Source organism: Pseudomonas sp. GOM6, from assembly GCF_029537485.1.
Classification (GTDB): domain Bacteria; phylum Pseudomonadota; class Gammaproteobacteria; order Pseudomonadales; family Pseudomonadaceae; genus Aquipseudomonas.
Window position 1 is genome coordinate 81,224 of sequence record NZ_JARPUS010000006.1, and the last position, 25,194, is coordinate 106,417.

A 25,194-nucleotide genomic window follows, 5' to 3' on the forward strand; every position below is an offset into this window, starting at 1 on the left:
CCTTGAAAGTCAGGCCACGACGCAACGGCTTGCCGTCCGTGGGGCGCGCAGGGTAGCACGAAGCGCCGCACGGACGTGTCTGAGGAGAATAGCCAACGCGAGTCAGAGGTAACTGTTGGTGATCTCGTCGACGTAGCCTTCGCTGCGCAGTGCATCCAGTGCCTGCTGTAGGCGCTGCACCACTTCGTCGGGCGTTTCCTTGTTCAGCGCCAGGTACAGTTCGGCGGCATTGAAGCGCAGCACGACTTTCAGGCCACTGGCCCCTTCCTGACGGGCGATGTAGCGGCCGACCGGGTCGGTGGTGGCCCACAGGTCGATCTTGCCACTCATCAGCTTGGCCACGTTCTCCTGGTCACGCAGGGAGTTGATCGGGGTCATCCCCTGGCTTTCCAGATGCTGGCTGACGGCGTCGTTCTTGTAGGCGCCGATGGTGTACTGGCGCGCTTCTTCCAGGCTGTTCACCTGGATGTTGCTATCAGGCGCGGCCAGCAGAACCCACTCGCTCTTGGCCAGCGGCCCGACCCACTTGAACAGCGGCTTGCGCTCTTCGGTGTAGGTGGTGGAGAACAGGCCATAGTTGGGCTTGTCCAGGGTCAGGCGGTAGATACGGTCCCAGGGAAAACGCAGGCTGAGGGTGTAACCGACACCGGCACGCTTGAACACTTCGCGCACCAGGTCGGCACTGATGCCATCGATATTTTCATCGCGGGCGAAGTTCTTCTCGTCGATGGCCATGTTGAACGGCGGGAAATTCTCCGTCAGCAGGATCACTTTGTAATCTTCGGGTAGCTCGGCCTGTGCCCCGCCAGCCAGGCAGAACAGACCAAGGAACAGCGTCTTGCGCAGATACTTCAACATCGCAGTACAGCTCCAAGTGGTGTTTAGGTTGGACAGTTTCCTGCTACGCCGCCTCTGCGGGCGGTCGGATGAGCGCGCATAGTGCCACGCAGGCACCTGCTCGCCGTGAGCCAGGTCACAGCGACTGCCCGGCAGCTAGCCAGACAATCGATTTGCCGTAATAAACACGCAAGAAGCGAACCACGCGGCGCGACGCATCAATACTGATGCGCGACAGCCATTGCCGGCAGGTCAGCGCACCACGATGCCGCGACTGGCCAGGTAGGCCTTGGCCTCCGGCACGCTGTATTCGCCGAAGTGGAAGATGCTCGCGGCCAGCACCGCATCGGCCTTGCCGTCGATGATGCCGGCGGCCAGGTGCTCGAGGTTACCGACACCGCCTGAGGCGATCACCGGAATGCCCACGGCCTCGCTGATGGCGCGGGTTACGCCGAGGTCGTAGCCGCTCTTTACGCCGTCCTGATCCATGCTGGTCAGCAGGATCTCGCCGGCGCCCAGGCCTTCCATCTTCTTCGCCCACTCAACCGCATCCAGGCCGGTCGGCTTGCGCCCACCGTGGGTGAAGATTTCCCAGCGCCCAGGGGCGACCTTCTTGGCGTCGATGGCGACCACAATGCACTGCGAGCCGAAGCGGTCGGCGGCCTCACCGACGAACTCCGGGGTGAACACCGCAGCAGTGTTGATCGACACCTTGTCGGCACCGGCGTTGAGCAGGTTGCGGATGTCCTGCACGGTGCGCACGCCACCACCGACGGTGAGCGGGATGAACACCTGACTGGCCATGCGCTCCACCGTGTGCAGGGTGGTGTCGCGGCCGTCGACGCTGGCAGTGATGTCGAGGAAGGTAATCTCGTCCGCACCCTGCTCGTCGTAGCGGCGGGCAATTTCGACGGGATCGCCGGCATCGCGGATGTTCTCGAACTTGACGCCCTTGACCACGCGGCCGTTGTCCACGTCCAGGCAAGGAATGATGCGTTTCGCCAGCGCCATGCTGAAACCCTCTCTAACCAGCTGCGCCGCACATCTGCGGCGTTGCGTGGTGCTCGCTCCTCGCCGTACTCATGTACTGCCTCGTCGCTGCGCGCCACGCGCCTTGCATCTGAAGCGGCTCGCTCGCTTAGCGAGGCTTCAGAGCACTCTTAACCTTTGAAGTTGTCGCAGAAGGTCTGCGCTTCGGCCACATCCAGCGTGCCTTCGTAGATGGCACGGCCGGTGATGGCGCCGATGATGCCGGGCGAACGGGCCAGCAGCAGTTTCTCGACATCGCCGAGGTTGTGGATACCGCCGGAGGCGATCACCGGGATCTTGCTGGCGGCGGCCAGGGCCGCGGTGGCCTCGACGTTGCAGCCCTGCATCATGCCGTCTTTGGCGATGTCGGTATAAACGATGGCGGAGACGCCGTCGGCCTCGAAACGCTTGGCCAGATCGGTGGCCTGCACGCTGGACACCTCAGCCCAGCCGTCGGTGGCGACGAAGCCGTCTTTGGCATCCAGGCCGACGATCACCTTGCCCGGGAAGGCCTTGCACGCCTCGGTGACGAATTCCGGCTCTTTCACCGCCTTGGTGCCGATGATCACGTAACTGACGCCGGCGCGTACGTAATGCTCGATGGTGTCCAGGGTGCGGATGCCGCCGCCGATCTGGATCGGCAGGTTCGGGTAACGCTTGGCGATGGCGGTGACCACTTCGCCGTTGACCGGCTGGCCTTCGAAGGCGCCATTGAGGTCGACCAGGTGCAGACGGCGGCAACCGCCCTCAACCCACTTGGCGGCCATGCTTACTGGGTCATCGGAGAACACCGTGGAGTCTTCCATACGGCCCTGCCGCAGGCGCACGCAGGCGCCGTCCTTCAGATCGATAGCGGGGATAATCAGCATTTCAGCGAGTCCTCAGACCGGGCCTCGCACTGGGCCCGGAACAAAACGAAAGCGGTTAGAGGCGGCCATCCCAGCCAACGAAATTCTGCAGCAGCTGCAGGCCGTGGCTATGGCTCTTCTCCGGGTGGAACTGCACGGCGAACTTCGAGCCCTCGGCCAGCGCTGCGGCGAAGTCCTTGCCGTAGTGGCCGCGACCGACCACCTGGGCTGGGTTGGCGGCCTCGATGTAGTAGCTGTGCACGAAGTAGAAACGGCCCATGTCCGGAATCTCGTGCCACAGCGGGTGGTCGAGGCTCTGCTGCACTTCGTTCCAGCCCATGTGCGGCACCTTCAGATGCTCGCCGTCTTCATGCAGATCCTTGCCGAAGAAACGCACCTGGCCGGGGAACAGGCCGATGCAATCGACGCCGCCGTTCTCCTCGCTGCGCTCCAGCAGCGCCTGCATGCCGACGCAGATGCCGAGGAACGGACGATCCTGGCTGACCTCGCGCACCAGGGCATCGAAGCCCAGGCGCTTGATCTCGGCCATGCAGTCGCGGATCGCGCCAACGCCGGGGAACACCACGCGGTCGGCCTCGCGGATCACGTTGGCATCGCTGGTCACCAGCACGCGACCGGCGCCGACATGCTCCAGCGCCTTGGCCACCGAGTGCAGGTTGCCCATGCCGTAATCAATGACAGCAACGGTCTGCATTTACAGGGTGCCCTTGGTCGACGGCATCTGCCCGGCCATGCGCGGATCCAGCTCGACGGCCATGCGCAGGGCACGGCCGAAGGCCTTGAACACGGTCTCGATCTGGTGGTGGGTGTTGTGCCCACGCAGGTTGTCGATGTGCAGGCTGACCTGGGCATGGTTGACGAAGCCCTGGAAGAATTCCTGGAACAGGTCGACGTCGAAACCACCGACCACCGCACGGGTGAACGGCACGTGCATCTGCAGGCCGGGGCGACCGGAGAAGTCGATCACCACGCGCGACAGCGCCTCGTCCAGCGGGACGTAGGAGTGGCCGTAACGGGTCATGCCCTTCTTGTCACCGACGGCCTTGGCAAAAGCCTGGCCGAGGGTGATGCCGACGTCTTCCACGGTGTGGTGATCGTCAATGTGCAGGTCGCCCTTGCAGTAGATATCCAGGTCAATCAGGCCATGACGGGCGATCTGGTCGAGCATGTGCTCGAGGAACGGCACGCCAATATCGAACTTGGCCTTGCCGGTGCCATCCAGGTTGATCGAGACCTTGATCTGGGTCTCCAGGGTGTTGCGCTCGACGGATGCCGTACGTTCGGCCATCTCCAGCTCCACAGGCTACTGACGGAAAAAGGCCGACATTATAGGCGGGGCGGGGCTTGCGCGGCTACCGGCGGTGGTCGGCGCGCGGGCTATCGGGGCGATTGGTCAGAACAAACTGTCGATTACCTAGGCCTGAGCCAACCGCGGGCGCGCCGCCAGCCAAGTCAGCCATAGCAGGCTGGCGAGACACAGGCCGGCCAGGGTCACGCCCAGCAGCCACTGCCCCGGCGCCAGCCACGAGCCCCAAGCCAGCGCCAGCACGGCCAGCAACAGCAACCGCCCCGCCTCCAGGCGCCACATGCCTATCTGCCCCTCGAACAAGCGGCCAAGGCTGACACAGCCCAGTACGATCAACGGCGCCAGGCCGAACAGCGGCCACCACAGGTCAACCTGCCTGACTGCAGCCAGATAACCCAGAGCCAGACCGTTGATCAGCAAAAACTGGGCGAAGGCATAGCACTTGATGGCGAGCGGACAGGAACGGTCAAAGATTTCCGCCCCCATCTGCGGCCAGGGCCGATCCGCCACATCGGCCGGGCGCCAGCCGGTCGGCATCCACCACAGACGAAGCTTGTCCCACCATGAGCGCGCAGCCATCGCGTCGTCCCACAGCAGACGCCACCAGGAAAACTGCAGGCGCAACGGATCGAAGGTGCGCACCGGCGTGGTCACGCCATAACGCACCGGCCCAGCCTCGTCGGCGAAGGTGCCGAACAGGCGATCCCAGATGATGAATACGCCGCCGTGATTCCTGTCGATGCAGTAGTCGTTCTGCCCATGGTGCACGCGGTGATTGCTCGGCGTGACCATGAACCACTCCAGCACGCCCAGACGGCCGATATGCTGCGAGTGAATCCAGAACTGGTAGACCAGCTGCACGCCGAGCAGTACCAAGAACAGCGGCAGCGGCAGACCGAACAGCGCCAGCGGCAGGTAGAAGGGCCAGTCGAAAGCGGTCTGGAAGGCGCCTTTGCGCAAGGCGGTGGACAGGTTGAAGTCCTCGCTGGAGTGATGCGGCTGGTGCGCACCCCACAACAGGTTGACGCTGTGCAGGCTGCGATGGGCCCAGTAGAAGCAGAAATCCACCGCAATGAAGCCGAGCAGCCAAGTCCAGGGCGACGCAGGGTCCAGCGTCCACAACCGTGCATGCTCGTACAGCCAGGCGTAGGGAATCACCAGTAGCAGGCGCAGCGGCCCTTCCAGCAGCACGCGCAGCACAGCGGTGTCGATACTGGTCGTGGCATCGGCCAGGCGGTAGGTGTGGCGCCCACTCCAGCGCTCGTAGGCGAGCTCCAGCAGAATCAGCAGGATGTACAGCGGCACGGCCATCACCACCACATTCATTGCAACCTCGGCGAATCTCGTTGTTATGCCGCCAGCCTAAACCCAAATGACCGGCTGCGGATGGCCGCAGCCGCCAGGCCTGCCTGCCCCGGATGCCAAACCCAGGGGAACCGCTCGCGGACAGCGTTATCCAAACCCCTGCCACCACCCTGCGGCTCACCGTCGCGCCACCGGCGACGGCGTTATACTCCCGCCGGTCATAAAAGAACCCCACACAAGGACTGGTCCATGAAAGCCTTCGGCAAGATCCTGGGTCTGCTACTACTCGGCCTGTTGCTGATCATCATCGGTCTCGGCTTCGCCCTGACCCATCTGTTCGACCCCAACGACTACAAGGACGAGATCCAGCAACTGGCCCGCGACAAGGCCAATCTCGAACTGCAGCTCAAGGGCGACATCGGCTGGAGCCTGTTTCCCTGGCTCGGCCTGGAGCTGACCGACGCCACTCTGGCCAGCGCCGACACCCCGGACAAACCCTTCGCCGACCTGCGCCTGATCGGCCTGTCCGTGCGCGCTCTGCCGCTGCTGCGCAAGGAAGTGCAGATGAGCGACATCCGCGTCGATGGCCTCGACCTGACCCTGCAGCGCGACAAACAGGGTCGCGGCAACTGGGAAGGCGTCGGCCGCCAGAGCGAGCAACCCGGCAACGGCGCCGAGTCGAAGGCGCCCGCCCAGCCTGACGAGCCGGTCGCGCAAACCACCGACGAAAGCGGCCAGCCGCTCAAGCTGGATATCGACAGCCTCACCGTGAGCAACTCGCGCGTCGACTACCACGACGAGCAGAGTGGCCAGCAGTTCAGCGCCGAAGGCATCGAGCTGAGCACCGGCGCCATCCGCGAGAGCGCCGATATCCCGATCAAACTGCTCGCCTTCCTCGGCAGCAACCAGCCGGTAGTGCGCGCCAAGACCGAGCTGGAAGGCCTGCTGCGCTTCGACCGCGCGCTGAAACGCTACCAGCTGCAGGACATCAAGCTGGCCGGCGAGGCCTCCGGCGAGCCGCTCAACGGCAAGACCCTGACCTTCTCCAGCCAGGGCCAGCTGCTGCTCGACCAATCGGCACAGGTGGCCGAATGGACCGGCATCAAGCTGTCCGCCAACCAGCTGCGCGCCCTCGGCGAGCTCAAACTGCGCGACCTGGACAAGACCGCCAAGCTCGAAGGCAGCCTGTCCGTCGCCCAGTTCAACCTGCGCGAGTTTCTCGACGGCCTCGGCGTAGCCCTGCCAGCGATGCGTGACCAGAGCACCCTGAGCCGCTTCGAGCTGTCCACTCGCCTGGGCGGCACACCGAACAGCATCAGCCTCGACGACCTCGCCCTGAAGCTCGACGACAGCAGCTTCAGCGGCAAGCTGGCCGTCACCGACCTGAGCAAGCAGGCCCTGCGCGTACAGCTCAAGGGCGACAAGCTTGACCTCGACCGCTACCTGCCGCCGGAAGACAAGGACGCCAGCGCAGGTGCCGCACGCAAGAACGAGGTTAAGCAGACCGTCGCCGCCGCCGGCAAGAGTGGCAGCACGCCGCTGCCGGACGCACCGACCCAGCAGGCCTGGAGCAGCGCGCCCATGCTGCCGCTGGATACCCTGCGCAAGCTCGACGTACAGGCCGATCTCGGCCTCGGCCAGCTGACCATCGACAAGCTGCCGCTGGAGAATGCCAGCCTCAAGGCCACCGCCAAGGGCGGCCTGCTCAGCCTGCAGGAGCTGCGTGGCGAGCTGTACGGCGGCGAGTTCAACGCCACCTCGCAACTCGATGCGCGCCCGGCCGTGCCACTGCTCACCGCACGCAAGCAGCTCAAGCGCATCCCCGTGGAAAAACTGATCGAAGCCCAGGGCGAGAAAGCGCCGCTGCGCGGCAAGCTTGATCTCAGCGCCGACGTGCGCACCCAGGGCAACAGTCAGAAGGCCTGGGTCGACGCGCTGAACGGCAAGGCCAACTTCAGCCTGAGCGATGGCGTACTGGTCGACGCCAACCTGGAGCAGCAGCTGTGCCAGGGCATCGCCACCCTCAACCGCAAGTCACTGTCCGGCGAGCCACGCGGCAAGGACACCCCCTTCGAGGAGCTGCGCGGCAGCCTGAACTTCACCAATGGCGTCGCCAGCAACCCCGACCTCAAGGCGCGCATTCCCGGCCTGACCCTCAACGGTCACGGCGACGTCGACCTGCGCGTACTGGGCATGGACTACCGCGTCGGCATCGTCATCGAAGGCGACAAGCGCGCCATGCCGGACCCGGCCTGCCAGGTCAACGAGCGCTATGTCGGTCTCGAATGGCCGCTACGCTGCCGCGGCCTACTGGAGCTGGGCGCCAAGGCCTGCCGCGTGGACAAGGAAGGCCTGACCAAGGTAGCCGCCAAACTGGCCGGCGACAAACTCAGCGAGAAGATCGAAGAGAAGCTCGGCGACAAGGTCAGCCCGGAACTCAAGGACGCGCTCAAGGGCCTGTTCAACCGATGACCCCCGAGCAATTCAACGGCGCCGTGCTGGCCTGGTATGACCAGCACGGGCGCAAGGACCTGCCCTGGCAACAGGGCATCACCCCGTACCGCGTGTGGGTCTCCGAGATCATGCTGCAGCAGACCCAGGTCAGCACCGTGCTCGGCTACTTCGACCGCTTCATGGAGGCCCTGCCAAGCGTACAGGCTCTGGCCGAAGCGCCCGAGGATGAAGTGCTACACCTGTGGACCGGCCTCGGCTACTACACCCGCGCGCGCAACCTGCACAAGGCGGCGAAGACGGTGGTCGAGCAGCACGGCGGAGAATTCCCCCGCTCGGTCGAGCAGCTCGCCGAACTGCCCGGCATCGGCCGCTCCACCGCCGGCGCCATCGCCAGCCTGAGCATGGGCCTCCGCGCACCGATCCTCGACGGCAACGTCAAGCGCGTGCTGGCCCGCTACAAGGCCCAGCACGGCTATCCCGGCGAACCCAAGGTCGCTGAGCAGCTGTGGCAACTGGCCGAACAACTGACTCCCCATGAACGGGTGAACCACTACACCCAGGCGATGATGGATCTCGGCGCCACCCTCTGTACTCGCAGCAAGCCCAGCTGCCTGCTGTGCCCGGTGCGCGAAGGCTGCCGCGCCCACCTACTCGGCCGCGAGACGGACTTCCCCGAGCCCAAGCCGCGCAAGGCGCTGCCGCAGAAACGCACGCTGATGCCGCTGCTGGCCAATGCCGAAGGCGCCATCCTGCTCTACCGCCGCCCCTCCAGCGGCCTGTGGGGCGGCCTGTGGAGCCTGCCGGAACTGGACGACCTCGGCGCGCTCGACAACCTGGCCAGCCAGCACGCCCTGCAGCTTGGCGAACGTCATGCACTGGCCGGCCTGACCCATACGTTCAGCCACTTTCAACTGGCCATCGAGCCTTGGCTGGTGCGCGTGGAACAGCCGGGAGCCGCCGTGGCCGAGGGCGACTGGCTCTGGTATAACCTCGCCAGCCCGCCGCGCCTGGGCCTGGCCGCCCCGGTGAAGAAGCTCCTTAAACGAGCCGCGCAAGAACTGAATGCAGGAGAAGCCTCATGAGCCGTACCGTCCACTGCCGCAAATACAACGAGGAACTGCCTGGCCTCGACCGCCCGCCCTATCCAGGCGCCAAGGGCCAGGACATCTACGACAATGTATCGAAGAAGGCCTGGGAAGAATGGCAGGCGCACCAGACCATGCTGATCAACGAACGCCGGCTGAACATGATGAACGCCGAGGATCGCAAGTTCCTGCAGACCGAGATGGACAAGTTCTTCTCCGGCCAGGACTACGCCCAGGCCGACGGCTACGTACCACCAAGCGCCTAAGCACTTGTAGGAGGGGCCTTGGCCGCGACCGCCCTGCGGCAGTCGCAACCAGCCCCTCGAACCCGGCAGCCAAACACCGGCTGCCGCTGAAATTCCGTAACCTCCCGTTTGTACTGAAATTTTTTTCATTCCCTTGCTTGACACTACCCAGCCAAATCCGTTTAATAGCGCCCCGTTGCCCAGGTAGCTCAGTCGGTAGAGCAGGGGATTGAAAATCCCCGTGTCGGCGGTTCGATTCCGTCCCTGGGCACCACTAATACCGAGAACCCCGAGTGAAGCGATTCCTCGGGGTTTTTCTTTGTCCGTCTTTCGTGCCATACGCAGCCTTTGTGTACGTGCGCGACACGCAACTGTCACGATGCGACAACCAGCACCGACAGTGCCATGCACAGGCCGCCACCGGCTTGGCTCTGATGCTGGCGCTATGCTAGGTTCACCGGCACGTCAGGAAGACCCCAGCCGCCGGAGCGCATCCGTATAAGAAGAGGAACCCCCATGGCCGAGGCAACGCCCGCGCTGGAAATCCGCAACCTGCACAAACGCTACGGCGACCTCGAAGTGCTCAAGGGCATCTCGCTGACCGCCCGCGACGGCGACGTGATCTCCATCCTCGGCTCGTCCGGCTCCGGCAAGTCCACCTTCTTGCGCTGCATCAACCTGCTGGAGAACCCGCACCAGGGTCAGATCCTGGTCGCTGGCGAAGAGCTCAAGCTGAAAGCAGCAAAGAACGGCGAGCTGATCGCCGCCGACAACAAGCAGATCAATCGCCTGCGCAGCGAGATCGGCTTCGTTTTCCAGAATTTCAATCTGTGGCCGCACATGAGCGTGCTCGACAACATCATCGAGGCACCGCGCCGCGTGCTCGGCCAGAGCAAGGCCGAGGCCACCGAGGTGGCCGAGGCGCTGCTGGCCAAGGTCGGCATCGCCGACAAGCGCCACGTCTACCCCAACCAGCTTTCCGGCGGCCAGCAGCAGCGCGCCGCCATTGCCCGCACCCTGGCCATGCAACCCAAGGTGATCCTGTTCGACGAGCCGACTTCGGCCCTCGACCCGGAAATGGTACAGGAAGTGCTTAATGTGATCCGCGCGCTGGCCGAGGAAGGTCGCACCATGCTGCTGGTCACCCACGAGATGAATTTCGCCCGTCAGGTCTCCAGCGAAGTAGTGTTCCTCCATCAGGGCCTGGTTGAAGAGCAGGGTCCGCCCGAACAGGTCTTCACCAACCCGCAATCGGCTCGCTGTAAACAATTCATGTCCAGCAATCACTGAAAAACGGAGCAATCACGCATGCACAACTATAAGAAGATCCTGCTGGCCGCGGCCGCTACCCTGGCCTTCGGCGCCCAGGCGGTAGCCGCTGACAAACTGAAGATCGGCACCGAAGGCGCCTACCCGCCCTTCAACCTGATCGACGCCAGCGGTCAGGTCGGCGGCTTCGACGTCGAGATCGCCCAGGCCCTGTGCGCCAAGATGGGCGCCGAGTGCGAAGTGGTCACGTCCGACTGGGACGGCATCATCCCGGCCCTGAACGCCAAGAAATTCGACTTCCTGGCCGCCTCCATGTCGATCACCGAAGAGCGCAAGCAGGCCGTCGACTTCACCGATCCCTACTACACCAACAAACTGCAGTTCATCGCCCCGAAAAGCAGCGACCTGAAGGCCGACAAAGCCAGCCTGAAAGGCAAGGTGATCGGCGCCCAGCGCGCCACCATCGCCGGCACCTGGCTGGAAGACAACCTGGCCGACACCGTCGAGATCAAGCTTTACGACACCCAGGAAAACGCCTACCTCGACCTGTCCTCCGGCCGTCTGGACGGCGTACTGGCCGACAAGTTCGTCAACTGGGAATGGCTGAAGAGCGACGCCGGCAAGGACTTCGAGTTCAAGGGTGACCCGGTATTCGACAACGACAAGATCGCCATCGCCGTACGCAAGGGTGATCCGCTGCGCGAGAAGCTGAACACCGCCCTGAAAGGCATCGTCGAAGACGGCACCTACAAGAAGATCAACGACAAGTACTTCCCGTTCAGCATCTACTGATGCAACCGGCTAGCGCCGCCCTCCTGGGCGGCGCCAGTCCTTCTGCAGTAGCCCTCAGATGACCCTAGACCTACACGGCTTCGGCCCCGCCCTCGCCGCCGGCACGCTGGTGACCATCCAGCTGGCCCTGTCCGCCCTGTGCCTCGGCCTGGTGCTCGGACTGCTCGGCGCCCTGGCCAAGACCTCTCCGTACAAGCCACTGCAATGGCTTGGCGGCACCTATTCCACCATCGTGCGCGGCGTACCCGAGCTGCTCTGGGTACTGCTGATCTATTTCGGCACCGTCCAGGGCCTGGCCGCGCTCGGTGAGTTCCTCGGCGTCGGCAGCCTGGAACTGAACCCCTTCGCCGCCGGCACCATCGCCCTCGGCCTGTGTTTCGGCGCCTATGCGACCGAAGTATTTCGCGGCGCCATCCTGGCCATCCCCAAAGGCCACCGCGAAGCCGGCATGGCCCTCGGCATGTCCAAAGGCCGCATCCTCTGGAAGCTGATCCTGCCGCAGATGTGGCGCATCGCCCTGCCCGGCCTGGGTAACCTGTTCATGATTCTGATGAAGGACACCGCCCTGGTCTCGGTCATCGGCCTGGAAGAGATCATGCGCCGCTCGCAGATCGCCGTGACTGCCAGCAAGGAACCCTTCACCTTCTATCTAGCTGCCGCCTTCATCTATCTTGGCCTGACCGTTATCGCCATGATCGGCATGCATTTGCTTGAGAAGCGCGCCAGCCGCGGCTTCGTCCGGAGCGCCTGATGAACTGGGAAGTCATCTACAAGTACCTGCCCAAGCTGCTCGAAGGCGCTGCCCTGACGGTCGAGCTGGTGGCCGTCGCCGTCGTCGCCGGGCTGATCCTCGCCCTCCCCATGGGCATCGCCCGCGCTTCCAAACACTGGTATGTACGCGCCCTGCCCTACGGCTACATCTTCTTCTTCCGTGGCACTCCGCTGCTGGTGCAGCTGTTTTTGGTCTACTACGGACTGGCCCAGTTCGACGCCGTACGCCAAGGGCCGCTGTGGCCCTACCTGCGTGATCCGTACTGGTGCACCGTCATCACCATGACCATGCACACGGCAGCCTATATTGCCGAGATCCTGCGCGGCGCCATCCAGGCCGTGCCGCCCGGCGAGGTCGAAGCCGCACGCGCGCTGGGCATGTCGCGCGCCCAGGCGATGATCTACATCATCCTGCCACGCGCGGCGCGCATCGGCCTGCCGGCCTACAGCAACGAAGTGATCCTGATGCTCAAGGCCAGCGCCCTGGCCAGCACCGTGACCCTGCTGGAACTGACCGGCATGTCGCGCACCATCATCGCCCGCACCTACCTGCCGGTGGAGATCTTCTTCGCTGCTGGGGTGTTCTACTTGGTCATCGCCTTCGTGCTGGTACGCGCTTTCCGTCTGCTCGAGCGCAAGCTGCGGGTCGACGCCTGCCAGGGCCGCTAATGAGATAGCCCTCTCTCCCGAGAGGGCGCGATCTACCGCCATGATCCTCACCAACGCCACCCTGCTTGAGCGCTTCACGGCACTGGACGACTTCCTCATCGCCCATCAGCAACTGTGGCGCCCCAAGCCCTTCACACACCTGAGCCTGCCCTGGGAACAGAATCACCCCGAGCTGGCGCTTTGGCTACGCAGCCGCAGCCTGGAACAGGCCGAAGCCAGCCATAACCAACCGCACCTGCTCGATGCCCCCGCACCATTTCCCGCACTGGCCCGCGCCGCGCAGGCGCTGAGCGATGTCGGAGAGCTACCGAAGCAAGCACTGCCCTCGCCCAGCCCCCGCCTAAGCGTCGATGTACCGGGACGTAAGTGGCAGCAAATCGAAGCCTTCTCCAGTCACTTGAGCTTCGATCAGACCCCGCAGCACTGGCTGGACTGGTGCGCCGGCAAAGGCCATCTTGGCCGCCTTCTAGCCCACCGAGGCGGCACACTGACCTGCCTGGAATATGACCCAGCCCTGGTCGCCGCCGGGCAACGACTCAGCGCTCGCGCACAAATAGATGCCCAACACCTGCAGCAAGATGTGCTGGCCGACAATGCCATAGAAAGCCTCAGCGCAGAGCACACCCCGGTAGCCCTGCACGCCTGCGGCGACCTGCACGTACGCCTGCTGCAACTGGCCAGCGCCGCCGGCTGCCTGCAGCTTGCCGTTGCCCCCTGCTGCTACAACCGCGTAGCCGCAGCGGACTACCAGCCCCTCTCCCAACCCGCCAGGCAATCCACACTGCACTTGTCCCGAGACGACCTGGGCCTGCCACTCAGTGAAACCGTCACCGCCGGCCGCCGCCAACGCCTGCAACGCGACCAGTCGATGGCCCGCCGCCTCGCCTTCGACCTGCTGCAACGAGAGCAGCGCGGCAGTGACGACTACCTGCCCACACCCTCCCTGCCAGTCAGCTGGCTGAACAAGGACTTCGCCAGCTACTGCCACGACCTGGTTCAACTCAAGGGTTTCGCCATAAATGGCAAGCCGGATTGGTCCGATCTGGAGCAGCGCGGCTGGCAGCGCCTCGCCGAGGTACGCAACCTCGAACTGCTGCGCAACCTGTTCCGCCGCCCCTTGGAGCTCTGGCTGCTACTCGACCGCGCCCTGTACCTACAAGAACAGGGCTACGAAACGCGTCTTGGCACCTTCTGCCCCCACAGCCTGACTCCACGCAACCTGCTGATGCTAGCTGAACGCCCCTGACACTCGCCCACAGAAACTGTGGATAACTCTGTGCGCAAAGTCTGCACAAGCGGCTGCAGCGCCTATACCAGCTGGCACCTAGCCGACTGCGCGCTTTCTAACCAGAAATAAAATAGCCATAGAAAACAGATTCTTAGGAAAAACAGCGAGATCCTACACAGAAATCAACCTGCGACCGGGAAAGTGGCTCTAGATTGTGCATAAACATTGGCCTACTAATACCCAAGCGCCGTGTCTTCTGCTCCGCTATGGGTTTACTCTGCCCGTCCAATGGTTATAATGCGCGCCTTCGCCGGTATAGCTCAGCTGGTAGAGCAACTGACTTGTAATCAGTAGGTCCCGGGTTCGATTCCTGGTGCCGGCACCATACAAAAGCCCGCGACGTGTTCGCGGGCTTTTTTTTACTAGCAAAATTCTTGCCTACCTACCAATGCTGGGCCCTAACCGAACGACCAATTGACTACATAAGCCATGCAAGTTACTACTTCTTGGTTTTCTGCTGCATAGTCAGTCTTTCCAAAGAATTTTACGAAATCGTTTTCCAGCCAATGCAGCATTCGCATGATGCCCTTCTCCTCCCATTAGCAAGCCTGCCAGTGTGCTTGGAAAATTTAGTGCGGCGCTGGCACGAATGCAGCGCAAATTGGATGGATCCAATGGAGACAATGGCTTGAACCGCTCTTCCTTTTCATCGGCACAGGCCACAAACTCAGCCGAACACGTCGCCATCCTGCTGTCGACCTACAACGGTGCCAGCTTTCTGGCCCGCCAGCTCGACTCGCTCCTGGCTCAGAGCCATCAAGACTGGACTATCTACGCATCAGACGACGGCTCCAGCGACTCCACTCTCGATATCCTTGAAAATTATCGCCAACGTTTAGGCAGTGAACGCCTAGTGATTCTTCCTGGGCCGCAGCAAGGCTTCGCCAAGAACTTTATGAGTCTTCTGCGTAGAGACTCAATTCGAGCACCCTACTTCGCTTTTTGCGACCAAGATGATCTTTGGCACCCTGAGCGCCTAGAAGTAGGCCTTCGACAACTGCGCGCTCTGCCACCGAACATCCCTGCTCTTTCTTGCTCGCGCACCCAGCTTATCGACGAGCACGACCGGCCCATTGGCCTCTCCCCCCTGTTCAAGAAGCCGCCATGCTTTGAAAACGCGCTGGTACAGAGCATCGCCGGCGGCAATACCATGCTGTTCAACCAAGCTACCCGCCTGCTGCTAAGCCAGACACCACCTGACACCCACATCGTGTCCCACGACTGGTGGACCTACATACTGGTAACGGGCTGTGGCGGCCATGTTTTCTACACATCCACCCCAACCATCAGTTACCGCCAACACGGCAAAAATATAGTGGGGGCGAACTCCAGCCCGCGAGACCGTCTGATTCGGGTGGGAAAAATGTTCAAAGGCACCTTTCGCGCCTGGACAGACGACAACCTGCGGGCACTCTCTTTCTTTAAAAGTCAGCTATCCCCCCCAAACCAAGCAACGCTCGGCTTGTTCGAGCAGGGCCGACAGGCTTCCCTGATCCGCAGGCTCAAGCTCATTCATCGCTCGGCCGTTCATCGTCAAACGCTTCCGGGCACAATAGGCCTGATCGCAGCAGCAGTACTTCATAGGATATGAACTCATGACCATTCTCGTCACAGGCAGCGCCGGCTTTATCGGCGCCAACTTCGTTCTAGACTGGCTTGCACAGAACGATGAAACCGTCGTAAGCCTCGATAAACTGACCTATGCCGGCAATCGCCAGAACCTGGCTAGCCTGGAAAAAGATCCGCGCCACCACTTCGTACAGGGCGACATCGGCGATGCCGAATTGGTAGCCGACCTTCTACGCCAACATCACCCTCGCGCCATCCTGAACTTCGCAGCGGAATCTCATGTAGATCGCTCCATCCACGGGCCGGAAGACTTTATCCAAACCAATATTGTCGGCACGTTCCGCCTGCTGGAGGCCGTACGCGCCTATTGGAGCTCGCTGGGAGAAGCGGACAAAACTCTCTTCCGCTTCCTGCACGTATCAACAGACGAGGTCTACGGGTCGCTTGAGCCCACGGACCCTGCGTTCCGGGAAGACAACAAGTACGAGCCCAACAGTCCGTACTCGGCTTCCAAGGCCGCTTCCGACCACTTGGTACGCGCCTACCATCACACCTATGGGCTGCCGGTGCTAACCACCAACTGCTCCAACAATTACGGCCCGTACCATTTCCCGGAAAAGCTGATCCCACTGGTTATCCACAACGCGTTGGCGGGCAAAGACCTGCCTATCTATGGTGATGGCCAACAAATCCGCGACTGGCTGTATGTGAAAGACCACTGCACCGCCATTCGCCGAGTACTGGAAGCAGGGCAGTTGGGGGAAACCTACAACGTCGGCGGCTGGAACGAAAAAGCCAACATCGACGTGGTGCATACGCTCTGCGACATCCTCGACCAAGAAAAACCTCGAGACGACGGCAAGAGCTATCGCGACCAGATCACCTTCGTGCGCGACCGCCCAGGTCACGACCGCCGCTACGCCATCGACGCAACTCGCCTTGAGCGTGAATTGGGCTGGAGGCCGGCGGAGACCTTTGAAACGGGCATCCGCAAAACCGTGCGCTGGTATCTGGACAACCAAACCTGGGTAGAGAACGTCACCAGCGGCGCCTACCGCGACTGGGTCGGTCAGCAGTACTCATGAACAAGATTCTCCTTCTCGGCGCTAATGGCCAAGTCGGCTGGGAGTTACAGCGAGCACTTGCACCGCTGGGAGCTCTAGTAACTTGTGACCGCCAACGCGCTGATCTGGGCGACCTGGAAAGCCTTACCCGATTAGTCGATGACGAACGGCCCAACATCATCGTCAATGCCGGTGCCTACACCGCCGTGGACAAAGCTGAAAGTGACATTGCCAACGCCCGCCGCATCAACGCAGAAGCCGTTGATGCCTTGGCTAGCGCCGCCTTTGCAACCAACGCTTGGCTGGTACATTACTCCACCGACTATGTGTTTAACGGCGCCGGGGACCAGCCTTTTAAGGAAGACGACGCCACTGACCCGCTAAGCATCTACGGCCAAACCAAACTGGAAGGAGAGCAGGCTATCCGCAAGAGCGGCTGCCACCATCTGATTTTTCGGACCAGCTGGGTTTACGCCACACGCGGCAGCAACTTCGCCAAGACCATGCTTCGCCTGGCCAAAGAGCGAGACGAGCTGCGGGTCATCGCCGACCAGATAGGTGCCCCCACGAGCGCCGAATTGATTGCTGATGTAACCGCATTAGCCTTGGGCAAATTGATTGACAGCTCGACTCTCCGAGAGCGCTGCTCGGGCACCTATCACCTAGTTGCAGGCGGTGAAACCAGCTGGCATCAATATGCCCAGTTCGTAATCGCCGAAGCCATGCGCCTAGAGGCAAAGCTGAGTACCACTCCCGAGCGCGTCGCGCCCATCCCCACCAGCGAATATCCAACACCCGCCAGGCGGCCAGCCAACTCCCGCCTTGCAAATGAAAAACTACAGCAGACTTTTGGGCTCGTACTGCCCTCATGGCAGCACCATGTACAACGCATGATCAAAGAACTTGTCGAATTAGGAACCGTATGAAACGCAAAGGAATCATTCTCGCCGGCGGCTCCGGCACTCGCCTGCACCCCGCAACCCTGGCAATCTCCAAGCAGCTGCTGCCGGTCTACGACAAACCCATGATCTATTACCCGCTGAGCACCCTGATGCTCGCGGGCATTCGCGACATTCTGATCATCTCGACTCCGCAAGACACGCCACGTTTCGAGCAACTTCTCAGCGATGGCAGCCAATGGGGCCTGAACCTTCAGTACGCCGTGCAGCCATCGCCAGATGGCCTAGCCCAAGCATTTATCATCGGTAAAGACTTCATCGGCGACTCGCCATCAGCCCTAGTACTCGGCGACAACATCTTCTACGGCCATGACTTCCATCACCTGTTAGCCAATGCCGCAGCTCGGGAAGATGGCGCCAGCGTATTCGCCTACCACGTGCATGATCCTGAGCGGTACGGCGTAGCAGATTTTGACAACAACGGGAAAGTGCTTTCCCTAGAAGAAAAGCCACAGCAACCAAAATCAAACTATGCAGTTACAGGCCTCTACTTCTACGACAATCAAGTAGTGGAGCTAGCCAAAGATCTCAAGCCGTCTCCGCGTGGAGAACTCGAAATCACCGATCTCAATCGCCTGTATCTTGAGCAAGGCCGACTCAGCGTGGAAATCATGGGCCGAGGCTACGCATGGCTAGACACCGGCACACATGAATCACTGCTGGAAGCTGGACAATTTATTGCCACCCTGGAGAACCGCCAGGGCCTGAAAGTGGCTTGCCCAGAGGAAATCGCTTATCGCCAGCAGTGGATCACCGCTGAGCAACTAGTAAATCTCGCTGAGCCACTGGCCAAGAATGGCTACGGTCAATATCTCAAGCGCTTGCTCAACGAGACTATTTACTAATGAAAGCGAAACGCCTTGCAATTCCAGAGGTAATCCTGCTCGAACCCAAAATTTTTGGTGATGAGCGTGGCTTTTTCTTTGAAAGCTTCAATCATCGCCAATTTGAAGAACTGGTAGGACAAAAAGTACAGTTTGTTCAGGACAACCATTCGCGCTCATCGAAAGGTGTTTTGCGAGGGTTGCACTACCAAATCAAACAGCCGCAGGGAAAACTAGTAAGAGTTGTCGTAGGCGAAGTTTTTGACGTAGCTGTGGATTTACGCAAAAGCTCACCAACCTTTGGGCAGTGGGTAGGTGCAAAGTTAAGTGCAGAGAACAAAAACCAGTTATGGGTACCGGAAGGTTTTGCTCATGGTTTCGTAGTGCTGTCTGAAACAGCAGAGTTTCTCTACAAGACCACCGACTATTACGCGCCTGAATATGAGCGCAGCCTGCTGTGGAACGACCCGAAACTTAGCATTAATTGGGAATTTGATGGGGATATAATACTTTCCGAAAAGGACGCAAGTGCCAAGACCCTGCCCCAGGCTGAGATTTTTTACTAATGCTAAATTTTCCTGCCACCCCACGTGAGATTACAGCTAGTCTTTGGCGGAATCGCAGTCTTATCAACGCATCAATTAAACGTGAAGTACTGGGACGCTATCGCGGATCCATGATGGGTCTATTTTGGTCCTTCTTCAATCCAATGTTTATGTTGATGGTATACACGCTTGTTTTTAGTGTGATATTTCAAGCGCGCTGGAGTGCAGGAAGCGTATCCAAGACTGAATATGCATTACTGCTCTTCGCGGGCCTACTGATTTTCAATATATTTGCAGAATGCATAAATCGAGCCCCCAGCCTCATCGTAGGCAATACAAACTATGTAAAAAAAGTCGTATTTCCACTTGAAATCCTACCATGGGTAACTTTAGGTGCAGCGCTCTTTCATGGCCTGGTGAGCCTTAGTGCCTGGCTAATCGCATATATGATTTTCTTCGGCCCTCCGCATGTCACGCTGCTTTATCTTCCCCTGATAATCTTACCTTTCGGTCTTTTTATCATGGGATTGAGTTGGGCACTCGCCTCGCTGGGGGTCTATCTGCGGGATGTGGGGCAATTTATCAGCCTTGTCACAACTGCATTAATGTTCCTCTCACCGATTTTCTATCCTGCATCGGCGGTTCCTGAAAACTATCGATACTTGTTATTCATGAACCCCCTGACTCCCATCATTGAACAAGCACGCGATTTACTCTTTTGGGGTAAAGCGCCAGACTTTGCAATGCTAGGCGTTTACTTGCTTATCACCTCAGTCATAGCATGGTTGGGCTTCGCCTGGTTTCAAAAGACACGAAAGGGCTTCGCGGATGTCCTCTGAAATCTCCATAAAGGTCGAAAGTCTTAGCAAGTGCTACCAAATCTACGATCAACCGCGTGACAGGCTCAAGCAATTCGTCCTACCGCGCATACAGCGCGCCATTGGTCAGCCGTCAAAGCAATATTTTCGGGAGTTCTGGGCCCTAAAAGATGTTTCTTTTGAAGTAAAGAAAGGTGAAACCGTCGGCATCATTGGTCGCAATGGCAGCGGTAAGTCGACACTTTTGCAAATCATCTGCGGAACACTCAGCCCGACTGCTGGAGGCATCCAGACCCATGGTCGTATTGCCGCGCTGCTTGAATTAGGATCAGGTTTCAATCCCGAGTTTACTGGCCGTGAAAACGTATATATGAACGGCGCAGTACTAGGCTTAAGCAAAGAAGATATTGACCAGAGATTCAGCGATATTGCTGCCTTTGCCGACATAGGCGATTTTATAGATCAACCAGTCAAGACCTATTCTAGCGGCATGTACGTCCGCCTATCATTTGCTGTTATTGCACACGTAGATGCTGAAATTTTAGTAATTGATGAAGCATTGGCTGTAGGCGATGCGGTGTTCACGCAGAAGTGCATGCGGTTTCTGCGAAAGTTCAAAGAGCACGGCACTCTAATTTTTGTAAGCCATGATATGAGCTCAGTGCTTAATTTATGTGACCATGCTATCTGGCTTCACCGTGGAGAGCTTCGGCAAGCGAGCGACTCTAAAATTGTAGCTGATAACTATCTTCAATACACACTACAAGAAGTGTATGGCCAAGAAGCACAGCTAAAAACAATAGACACCGCAGAACCGCTTACAAAAGATCATGCCTTTACTGAGAGCACAAAATCTGTAGACGAGCCACGTGAGGCCCCACTCATCGACTACGATAGTCAAATGCGTATCAGCAACCATTTAAATGAATCTAATGGCTGGAGAACGGGCGCAGCTGAAATAATTTCTGTCCGTATTGAAAATCTAAAAGATCAGTCTACCGATGTTTTCCGTGGAGGTGAGACTGTTCGCTTGGTCATTACTGCGAAAGCACTTCAAGATTTGGACAGTCCCATCTTGGGTTTCTTAGTCAGAGATAGACTGGGTCAGGATTTATTTGGAGAGAACACGCTACCCTTCACTGATCTCAATCCTAGCCCAGTCAACGCAGGCTTAACTTTTGAAAGTGAGTTTGTATTTCGCTTACCTATGCTCCCAAATGGCCAGTACGCAGTCATGGTCTCACTAGCAGACGGAACGTTAAACGCTAACGTTCAGCATCACTGGTTACACGATGCATTAATACTAAACGTCTCTTCCAGTCGGGTTCGCTGGGGTCTAGTCGGCGTGCCATTTGAGAAAATTTCATTGAGGACAGCCAATGACACAGCACACATTGAGTGAATGCCCGGTCTGCGGCAACAATACTTTCCTTAGCCATGAAGTACTATGGCCTGAACTCGTTAGCTCATGGCAACTTTGCGAACACGAAGTAAACTATATAAATAGACAGCAAGGGTTTCACTGTTCAAGTTGCCATAACAATCTACGATCCATGGGACTAGCATCAGCCATTAAGAAGGAATTTTCCTTCACTGGCACACTAGACGAATTCTGCAAAAATACCTCCAGAGTAAGCATCCTAGAAATTAATCGCGCCGGAAACTTAACTAGCTTTCTCAATAAGAGCCAGGCGCATCGCTTAATAGAATACCCTGAGTTCGATATGGAGAACTTGGACATTCCATCTGGGAGCTTTGATCTAGTGATTCACTCAGACACACTTGAGCATGTACCAAACCCTAAGCGGGGATTGTCAGAATGCCGTAGAGTGCTAAAAGAAAATGGCGCATGTATTTTCACAGTCCCAATTATAGTTGATCGATTTACTCGCTCCAGATCCGGACTTCCACCTAGCTACCATGGACAATCTGGAGTTCTAGCTAACGACCAGTTGGTCCATACCGAATTTGGTGCTGATGCTTGGCTAACCCCAATAAAAGCTGGTTTTTCTTCATGTGAAGTTTATGTATTCGAGTACCCAGCAGCAATTGTTTTGATAGCAAGGAAATAATCTCACATCTCGCGCTCATGAAACCGCCATTCAAAAGCGAACCACTTTAATGATCACACAAATGCCATATGGCGTTACTTTAAATAGGATGCCCTGAGGTTTTATCGTGCATAAATCAGCGATGTTTTATGGAAAATGCTTTTTTGAGACATATTGCCCAGCCGATTTTAGTGGAAAAGTTATCGTAGACATTGGCGCCCAAAATGTTAATGGCTCGCTCCGAGAGCTCAGCCCTAAAGATGCCTCCTATATTGGAGTCGACTTCGTAGAAGGCAACGGAGTTGACGTTGTATTGACCGATCCTTACAAGCTCCCCTTTGATAATGAGGCTGTCGATGTAATCGTTTGCAGTTCTGTGTTTGAGCACTCAGAATTTTTCTGGTTACTTTACTTGGAATGCATTCGCATCCTCAAGCCAAGGGGGATTATGTATTTAAACACCCCAAGCAATGGTATGGTTCATAGATACCCAGTCGATAGCTGGCGCTTTTATCCAGACTCGGGGCATGCCTTAGCCAAATGGGCCCAGCACCATCATTACAACACAACGCTCCTTGAGTCTTTCGTCGGCGATAAAATAGGTCCAGAAGAAGGCGAAGGGATGTGGAATGATTTTGTTTGTGTTTTTTTAAAAGACAAGTCACAGGAAGATCACTTCCCTTCAAGAATACAAGATCACATTGAAATCTATTATTTCGGGTACGACTCTAGAACCCCATGCGACAGCCAACAATTTGGCTACCTGCCAGACTTAAAACTATTAAATGAAAAAAATATCAAAATAGACTTAATCAGTTCAGAGTTGAGCGCCAGCCATAATAAAACCAAAGAAACGGAACACAAACTCGAAGAAATTAGCACTGAGAACAAGTGCCTAGTCGAATCGCAAAAAAACCTCCTATCAGAACTAAACGCCAGCCAAAATAAAAATAAAGAAATAGAAAGTAAATTTGAAGAAATCAACAGCAAACATATTTGCTTAGTCAATTCATACAATAACCTCTTAAATGAAAATCTCACCATTAAAAACAGTCGTTCTTGGCGGATAACAAAACCGCTACGCTATGTGAGAAGAAGTCTTGCGAGACAGCCAACCATGAATAAAAAAATCGCCCCCCCTCTTATAAATAGACTCTGGCACAAGCTTCCAATACCTGAAGCCCAGAAAAACATTATAAGAAAATATCTTAAAAGACCATTACCCAAACTAGAAGCACCTGTGTATGACATACCTAAAATACACTTCGACGACACGAAAGAGGCTTATACAGATTTTAAAAACAACCCAACAACCAATCCTGCAGTTAAGCTGATTGCCTTCTATCTACCCCAATTCCACCCCTTCCCTGAAAATGATAAATGGTGGGGGAAAGGATTTACGGAGTGGTCTAATGTAGGTAAGGCGGAGCGCAACTATATAGGTCATTATCAGCCCCATTGCCCTATTCACAATGGCTATTACGACCTCCGCATTCCTTCCGTAATGGAAGAACAGGCTTTGTTAGCAAAGCAATATGGTATCTACGGGTTCAGTTACTACTTTTATTGGTTTGGCGGCGAGATACTTATGGATACGCCGCTTGAGATGATGCTAAAAAATCCTAAAGTCGACATGCCCTTCTGTCTCACTTGGGCAAACGAAAATTGGACACGTCGCTGGGATGGGCAAGAAAATGATGTTCTCATAGCTCAAAACCACAGCGACGAAGACTCTATCGCGTTCATTAGACACCTGATTAAATACTTTAACGACCCGCGATATATAAAGATTGATGGCAAACCTGTACTCATCATCTATCGCGCAAGCATTATTCCAAATATCTTAAAAACATCAGCTTTATGGCGAGAAGAAGCTATGAAGCACGGGTTCACAGACCTTTACTTGATCTGCGCTCAAAGCTTTGGCATCAAGGGCCCAGAAGAATTTGGTTTTGATGCAGCGGTTGAGTTCCCACCCCACACTGTAAAAAGCCATGAAATAAGCTCTCAACTTCAGATCACTAACCCTGAATTTGAGGGGGCTATATTTAGCTATGATCAAGTAGTAACCATGGCCATCCGGGAAGAAGAGCCAGAATACAAGCTATTTAGGACTTCTATGCTTTCTTGGGACAATACAGCACGCAAGCAGAATAACAGTCATATATTCCATGGATTCAGCCTGTTACGTTATAAGCAATGGCTTGCTGCTCTCTGCAGTAATGTCTATCGCAATGAAAAATATTCGCTAGCTGAGAAGCTGGTTTTCGTTAACGCTTGGAATGAATGGGCAGAAGGGACGCATCTGGAGCCTGATAGAAGATATGGGTACGGCTATCTGCAGGCAACTTATGATGTCATTTCCAACTTCGACGATAGCTATGAGACAGGCCCTACCAGGAAAAATTTCGAGAAGACCAGCGACTATGCTGTGATTCTCCACTTGCATTATTTAGAGCTTTGGCCAGAAATTAAGAGCCACTTGAAGTCATTAGAGTCCATAGGGTTCGATCTTTTTGTTACAACTACTGACAAGGCAGGCATTGATATTGTTTCCGCCGATTTTCCTCGGGCCCTCGTCGAGTATCATGAGAATCGTGGGCGCGACATATTTCCGCTAACAAAAATTATCAACTTTATTAGCACCCTAAACTACACCGCAGTCTGCAAGATTCATACGAAAAAAAGCGTATATCGGAATGACGGCGATGATATTCGCGGCGATCTTCTTGAGGCACTAATCGGCGACAAAGAAGCTACTTCTAAAATAGTTCATCGCTTTGAAGAGAATCAGAATCTTGGGATGATCATTCCAGAAAGCTATCTAACAGAGCACACTGATCGAAACATGACTTTCGATCATGAGGTAGTTCAAAAGGCTTGTGGCATTCAAAATATTAAATTTAGATATGATAAATTCCCTGCAGGCTCTATGTTCTGGTTTCGTCCGGCAGCACTCATCAGTTTAAACAAGTTCAAGTCGTGTGATTTTGACGGCGAACAAGGCCTTGTGGATGGCACTTTGCCTCATGCCATTGAAAGAATATTTTGCCTTATCGCCTACGAAAACAATTTTACCGTAGAGGTTTGCTAGGGTACTCAAACGCATATCTATGATTAACAGCAAATGTCGTTCGAGCAAAAAGCTCAACAACTAAGCTTTAAGCCCATACAGAAATCCGGGATTACCCGGATTTCTGCGTTTACAGGTTTCTCCTGAGTGGCCAGCAGATATTAAACCTGCGAATGTAATGCCGATATAGACTGAGTAATTACTTATTCGGTAGTAGTAACCTCTGAGTGCTAGATTTTTTTCACCGAGAAAACCAATAAAACCTGAAAACAAGGATTTCTCTTCCGCACGTCACCGGTTGCTTGCCAAGAGTGAGCGTTGACTTCCGGGATATGAAGCACGTTTCGACGCAGAAATTATGCGAACTCAGCT

22 protein-coding genes and 2 tRNA genes are annotated in these 25,194 nt (G+C 57.1%); 18 read left to right on the forward strand and 6 right to left on the reverse strand.

Translation table 11 applies throughout. From position 1 onward, the window contains the following. Positions 1 to 102: 102 nt before the first annotated feature. The 6 genes from P7A97_RS09070 to P7A97_RS09095 form a co-directional block, all read right to left on the reverse strand. On the reverse strand, positions 103 to 858 hold the full coding sequence (locus P7A97_RS09070) for an ABC transporter substrate-binding protein (RefSeq protein WP_277689613.1): 756 nt from the start codon (positions 856 to 858) through the stop codon (positions 103 to 105). 231 nt (positions 859 to 1,089) lie between these two features. Next, positions 1,090 to 1,848 (reverse strand): imidazole glycerol phosphate synthase subunit HisF, encoded by a 759-nt coding sequence (gene hisF / locus P7A97_RS09075; protein ID WP_277689614.1) that lies wholly within the window; start codon positions 1,846 to 1,848, stop codon positions 1,090 to 1,092. Between the two features lie 149 nt (positions 1,849 to 1,997). Beyond that, positions 1,998 to 2,735 (reverse strand): 1-(5-phosphoribosyl)-5-[(5-phosphoribosylamino)methylideneamino]imidazole-4-carboxamide isomerase, encoded by a 738-nt coding sequence (hisA, locus tag P7A97_RS09080; RefSeq protein ID WP_277689615.1) that lies wholly within the window; start codon positions 2,733 to 2,735, stop codon positions 1,998 to 2,000. A 55-nt stretch (positions 2,736 to 2,790) separates the two neighbouring features. Beyond that, positions 2,791 to 3,429, reverse strand: coding sequence for an imidazole glycerol phosphate synthase subunit HisH (gene hisH, locus P7A97_RS09085; protein ID WP_277689616.1), 639 nt, complete (start codon positions 3,427 to 3,429; stop codon positions 2,791 to 2,793). Continuing rightward, on the reverse strand, positions 3,430 to 4,023 hold the full coding sequence (hisB, locus tag P7A97_RS09090; RefSeq protein ID WP_159970776.1) for an imidazoleglycerol-phosphate dehydratase HisB: 594 nt from the start codon (positions 4,021 to 4,023) through the stop codon (positions 3,430 to 3,432). Positions 4,024 to 4,149: 126 nt separating this feature from the next. Then, positions 4,150 to 5,367, reverse strand: a complete 1,218-nt coding sequence (locus tag P7A97_RS09095) for a sterol desaturase family protein (protein WP_277689617.1) — start codon at positions 5,365 to 5,367, stop codon at positions 4,150 to 4,152. 228 nt (positions 5,368 to 5,595) lie between these two features. On the opposite strand from P7A97_RS09095, the gene P7A97_RS09100 reads away from it, so the two are divergent. The 18 genes from P7A97_RS09100 (at position 5,596) to P7A97_RS09185 (ending at position 24,843) form a co-directional block, all read left to right on the forward strand. After that, complete coding sequence (locus P7A97_RS09100; protein ID WP_277689618.1) at positions 5,596 to 7,818, forward strand: AsmA family protein; 2,223 nt, start codon at positions 5,596 to 5,598, stop codon at positions 7,816 to 7,818. Next, entirely contained in the window at positions 7,815 to 8,882 is a 1,068-nt protein-coding gene (gene mutY, locus P7A97_RS09105; protein WP_277689619.1) for an A/G-specific adenine glycosylase, read from the forward strand. Before P7A97_RS09100 ends, mutY begins: the two co-directional genes overlap by 4 nt. After that, positions 8,879 to 9,151, forward strand: coding sequence for an oxidative damage protection protein (locus tag P7A97_RS09110; protein ID WP_277689620.1), 273 nt, complete (start codon positions 8,879 to 8,881; stop codon positions 9,149 to 9,151). The genes mutY and P7A97_RS09110 overlap by 4 nt, the downstream gene beginning before the upstream one ends. Before the next feature lie 177 nt (positions 9,152 to 9,328). Next, positions 9,329 to 9,404: transfer RNA gene (locus P7A97_RS09115), tRNA-Phe, on the forward strand. 242 nt (positions 9,405 to 9,646) lie between these two features. Continuing rightward, positions 9,647 to 10,420 (forward strand): ABC transporter ATP-binding protein, encoded by a 774-nt coding sequence (locus tag P7A97_RS09120; protein ID WP_277689621.1) that lies wholly within the window; start codon positions 9,647 to 9,649, stop codon positions 10,418 to 10,420. An 18-nt stretch (positions 10,421 to 10,438) separates the two neighbouring features. Continuing rightward, a complete protein-coding gene (locus tag P7A97_RS09125) occupies positions 10,439 to 11,191 on the forward strand; it encodes an ABC transporter substrate-binding protein (protein WP_277689622.1) in 753 nt (250 codons plus the stop codon). Positions 11,192 to 11,249: 58 nt separating this feature from the next. Next, positions 11,250 to 11,942, forward strand: a complete 693-nt coding sequence (locus tag P7A97_RS09130) for an ABC transporter permease (RefSeq protein ID WP_277689623.1) — start codon at positions 11,250 to 11,252, stop codon at positions 11,940 to 11,942. Then, positions 11,942 to 12,631, forward strand: coding sequence for an ABC transporter permease (locus tag P7A97_RS09135; protein WP_277689624.1), 690 nt, complete (start codon positions 11,942 to 11,944; stop codon positions 12,629 to 12,631). Before P7A97_RS09130 ends, P7A97_RS09135 begins: the two co-directional genes overlap by 1 nt. Positions 12,632 to 12,671: 40 nt before the next feature. Next, positions 12,672 to 13,877, forward strand: coding sequence for a methyltransferase (locus tag P7A97_RS09140; protein ID WP_277689625.1), 1,206 nt, complete (start codon positions 12,672 to 12,674; stop codon positions 13,875 to 13,877). A 291-nt stretch (positions 13,878 to 14,168) separates the two neighbouring features. After that, positions 14,169 to 14,244: transfer RNA gene (locus P7A97_RS09145), tRNA-Thr, on the forward strand. Between the two features lie 303 nt (positions 14,245 to 14,547). Next, the gene (locus tag P7A97_RS09150) at positions 14,548 to 15,510 is read left to right on the forward strand and encodes a glycosyltransferase family 2 protein (protein ID WP_277689626.1); all 963 of its coding nucleotides are present in this window, start codon (positions 14,548 to 14,550) and stop codon (positions 15,508 to 15,510) included. A 4-nt stretch (positions 15,511 to 15,514) separates the two neighbouring features. Beyond that, on the forward strand, positions 15,515 to 16,573 hold the full coding sequence (rfbB, locus tag P7A97_RS09155) for a dTDP-glucose 4,6-dehydratase (RefSeq protein WP_277689627.1): 1,059 nt from the start codon (positions 15,515 to 15,517) through the stop codon (positions 16,571 to 16,573). Continuing rightward, positions 16,570 to 17,478: a dTDP-4-dehydrorhamnose reductase gene (gene rfbD / locus P7A97_RS09160; RefSeq protein WP_277689628.1), complete on the forward strand. Its 909-nt coding sequence runs from the start codon at positions 16,570 to 16,572 to the stop codon at positions 17,476 to 17,478. Before rfbB ends, rfbD begins: the two co-directional genes overlap by 4 nt. After that, a complete protein-coding gene (gene rfbA / locus P7A97_RS09165; RefSeq protein WP_277689629.1) occupies positions 17,475 to 18,356 on the forward strand; it encodes a glucose-1-phosphate thymidylyltransferase RfbA in 882 nt (293 codons plus the stop codon). Before rfbD ends, rfbA begins: the two co-directional genes overlap by 4 nt. Further along, the gene (gene rfbC / locus P7A97_RS09170) at positions 18,356 to 18,901 is read left to right on the forward strand and encodes a dTDP-4-dehydrorhamnose 3,5-epimerase (protein WP_277689630.1); all 546 of its coding nucleotides are present in this window, start codon (positions 18,356 to 18,358) and stop codon (positions 18,899 to 18,901) included. Before rfbA ends, rfbC begins: the two co-directional genes overlap by 1 nt. Further along, positions 18,901 to 19,719: an ABC transporter permease gene (locus P7A97_RS09175; RefSeq protein WP_277689631.1), complete on the forward strand. Its 819-nt coding sequence runs from the start codon at positions 18,901 to 18,903 to the stop codon at positions 19,717 to 19,719. The genes rfbC and P7A97_RS09175 overlap by 1 nt, the downstream gene beginning before the upstream one ends. Further along, positions 19,709 to 21,100 carry an ABC transporter ATP-binding protein gene (locus P7A97_RS09180; protein WP_277689632.1) on the forward strand — a complete coding sequence of 464 codons (1,392 nt, stop codon included), beginning with the start codon at positions 19,709 to 19,711 and terminating at the stop codon, positions 21,098 to 21,100. The genes P7A97_RS09175 and P7A97_RS09180 overlap by 11 nt, the downstream gene beginning before the upstream one ends. A gap of 776 nt (positions 21,101 to 21,876) precedes the next feature. After that, a complete protein-coding gene (locus tag P7A97_RS09185; protein ID WP_277689633.1) occupies positions 21,877 to 24,843 on the forward strand; it encodes a glycoside hydrolase family 99-like domain-containing protein in 2,967 nt (988 codons plus the stop codon). The last annotated feature ends 351 nt before the right edge of the window (positions 24,844 to 25,194 follow it).

Bases quoted from the DNA above. Each gene is read 5' to 3' on its own strand.
- P7A97_RS09110 (WP_277689620.1), top strand. From the start codon at position 8,879: ATGAGCCGTACCGTCCACTGCCGCAAATACAACGAGGAACTGCCTGGC.
- rfbB (WP_277689627.1), top strand. From the start codon at position 15,515: ATGACCATTCTCGTCACAGGCAGCGCCGGCTTTATCGGCGCCAACTTC.
- rfbC (WP_277689630.1), top strand. From the start codon at position 18,356: ATGAAAGCGAAACGCCTTGCAATTCCAGAGGTAATCCTGCTCGAACCC.
- P7A97_RS09175 (WP_277689631.1), top strand. From the start codon at position 18,901: ATGCTAAATTTTCCTGCCACCCCACGTGAGATTACAGCTAGTCTTTGG.
- hisH (WP_277689616.1), bottom strand. From the start codon at position 3,429: ATGCAGACCGTTGCTGTCATTGATTACGGCATGGGCAACCTGCACTCG.
- rfbD (WP_277689628.1), top strand. From the start codon at position 16,570: ATGAACAAGATTCTCCTTCTCGGCGCTAATGGCCAAGTCGGCTGGGAG.
- P7A97_RS09070 (WP_277689613.1), bottom strand. From the start codon at position 858: ATGTTGAAGTATCTGCGCAAGACGCTGTTCCTTGGTCTGTTCTGCCTG.
- P7A97_RS09125 (WP_277689622.1), top strand. From the start codon at position 10,439: ATGCACAACTATAAGAAGATCCTGCTGGCCGCGGCCGCTACCCTGGCC.
- P7A97_RS09120 (WP_277689621.1), top strand. From the start codon at position 9,647: ATGGCCGAGGCAACGCCCGCGCTGGAAATCCGCAACCTGCACAAACGC.
- hisF (WP_277689614.1), bottom strand. From the start codon at position 1,848: ATGGCGCTGGCGAAACGCATCATTCCTTGCCTGGACGTGGACAACGGC.
- rfbA (WP_277689629.1), top strand. From the start codon at position 17,475: ATGAAACGCAAAGGAATCATTCTCGCCGGCGGCTCCGGCACTCGCCTG.
- P7A97_RS09095 (WP_277689617.1), bottom strand. From the start codon at position 5,367: ATGAATGTGGTGGTGATGGCCGTGCCGCTGTACATCCTGCTGATTCTG.
- P7A97_RS09140 (WP_277689625.1), top strand. From the start codon at position 12,672: ATGATCCTCACCAACGCCACCCTGCTTGAGCGCTTCACGGCACTGGAC.
- hisB (WP_159970776.1), bottom strand. From the start codon at position 4,023: ATGGCCGAACGTACGGCATCCGTCGAGCGCAACACCCTGGAGACCCAG.
- P7A97_RS09130 (WP_277689623.1), top strand. From the start codon at position 11,250: ATGACCCTAGACCTACACGGCTTCGGCCCCGCCCTCGCCGCCGGCACG.
- P7A97_RS09135 (WP_277689624.1), top strand. From the start codon at position 11,942: ATGAACTGGGAAGTCATCTACAAGTACCTGCCCAAGCTGCTCGAAGGC.
- hisA (WP_277689615.1), bottom strand. From the start codon at position 2,735: ATGCTGATTATCCCCGCTATCGATCTGAAGGACGGCGCCTGCGTGCGC.
- P7A97_RS09100 (WP_277689618.1), top strand. From the start codon at position 5,596: ATGAAAGCCTTCGGCAAGATCCTGGGTCTGCTACTACTCGGCCTGTTG.
- P7A97_RS09180 (WP_277689632.1), top strand. From the start codon at position 19,709: ATGTCCTCTGAAATCTCCATAAAGGTCGAAAGTCTTAGCAAGTGCTAC.
- mutY (WP_277689619.1), top strand. From the start codon at position 7,815: ATGACCCCCGAGCAATTCAACGGCGCCGTGCTGGCCTGGTATGACCAG.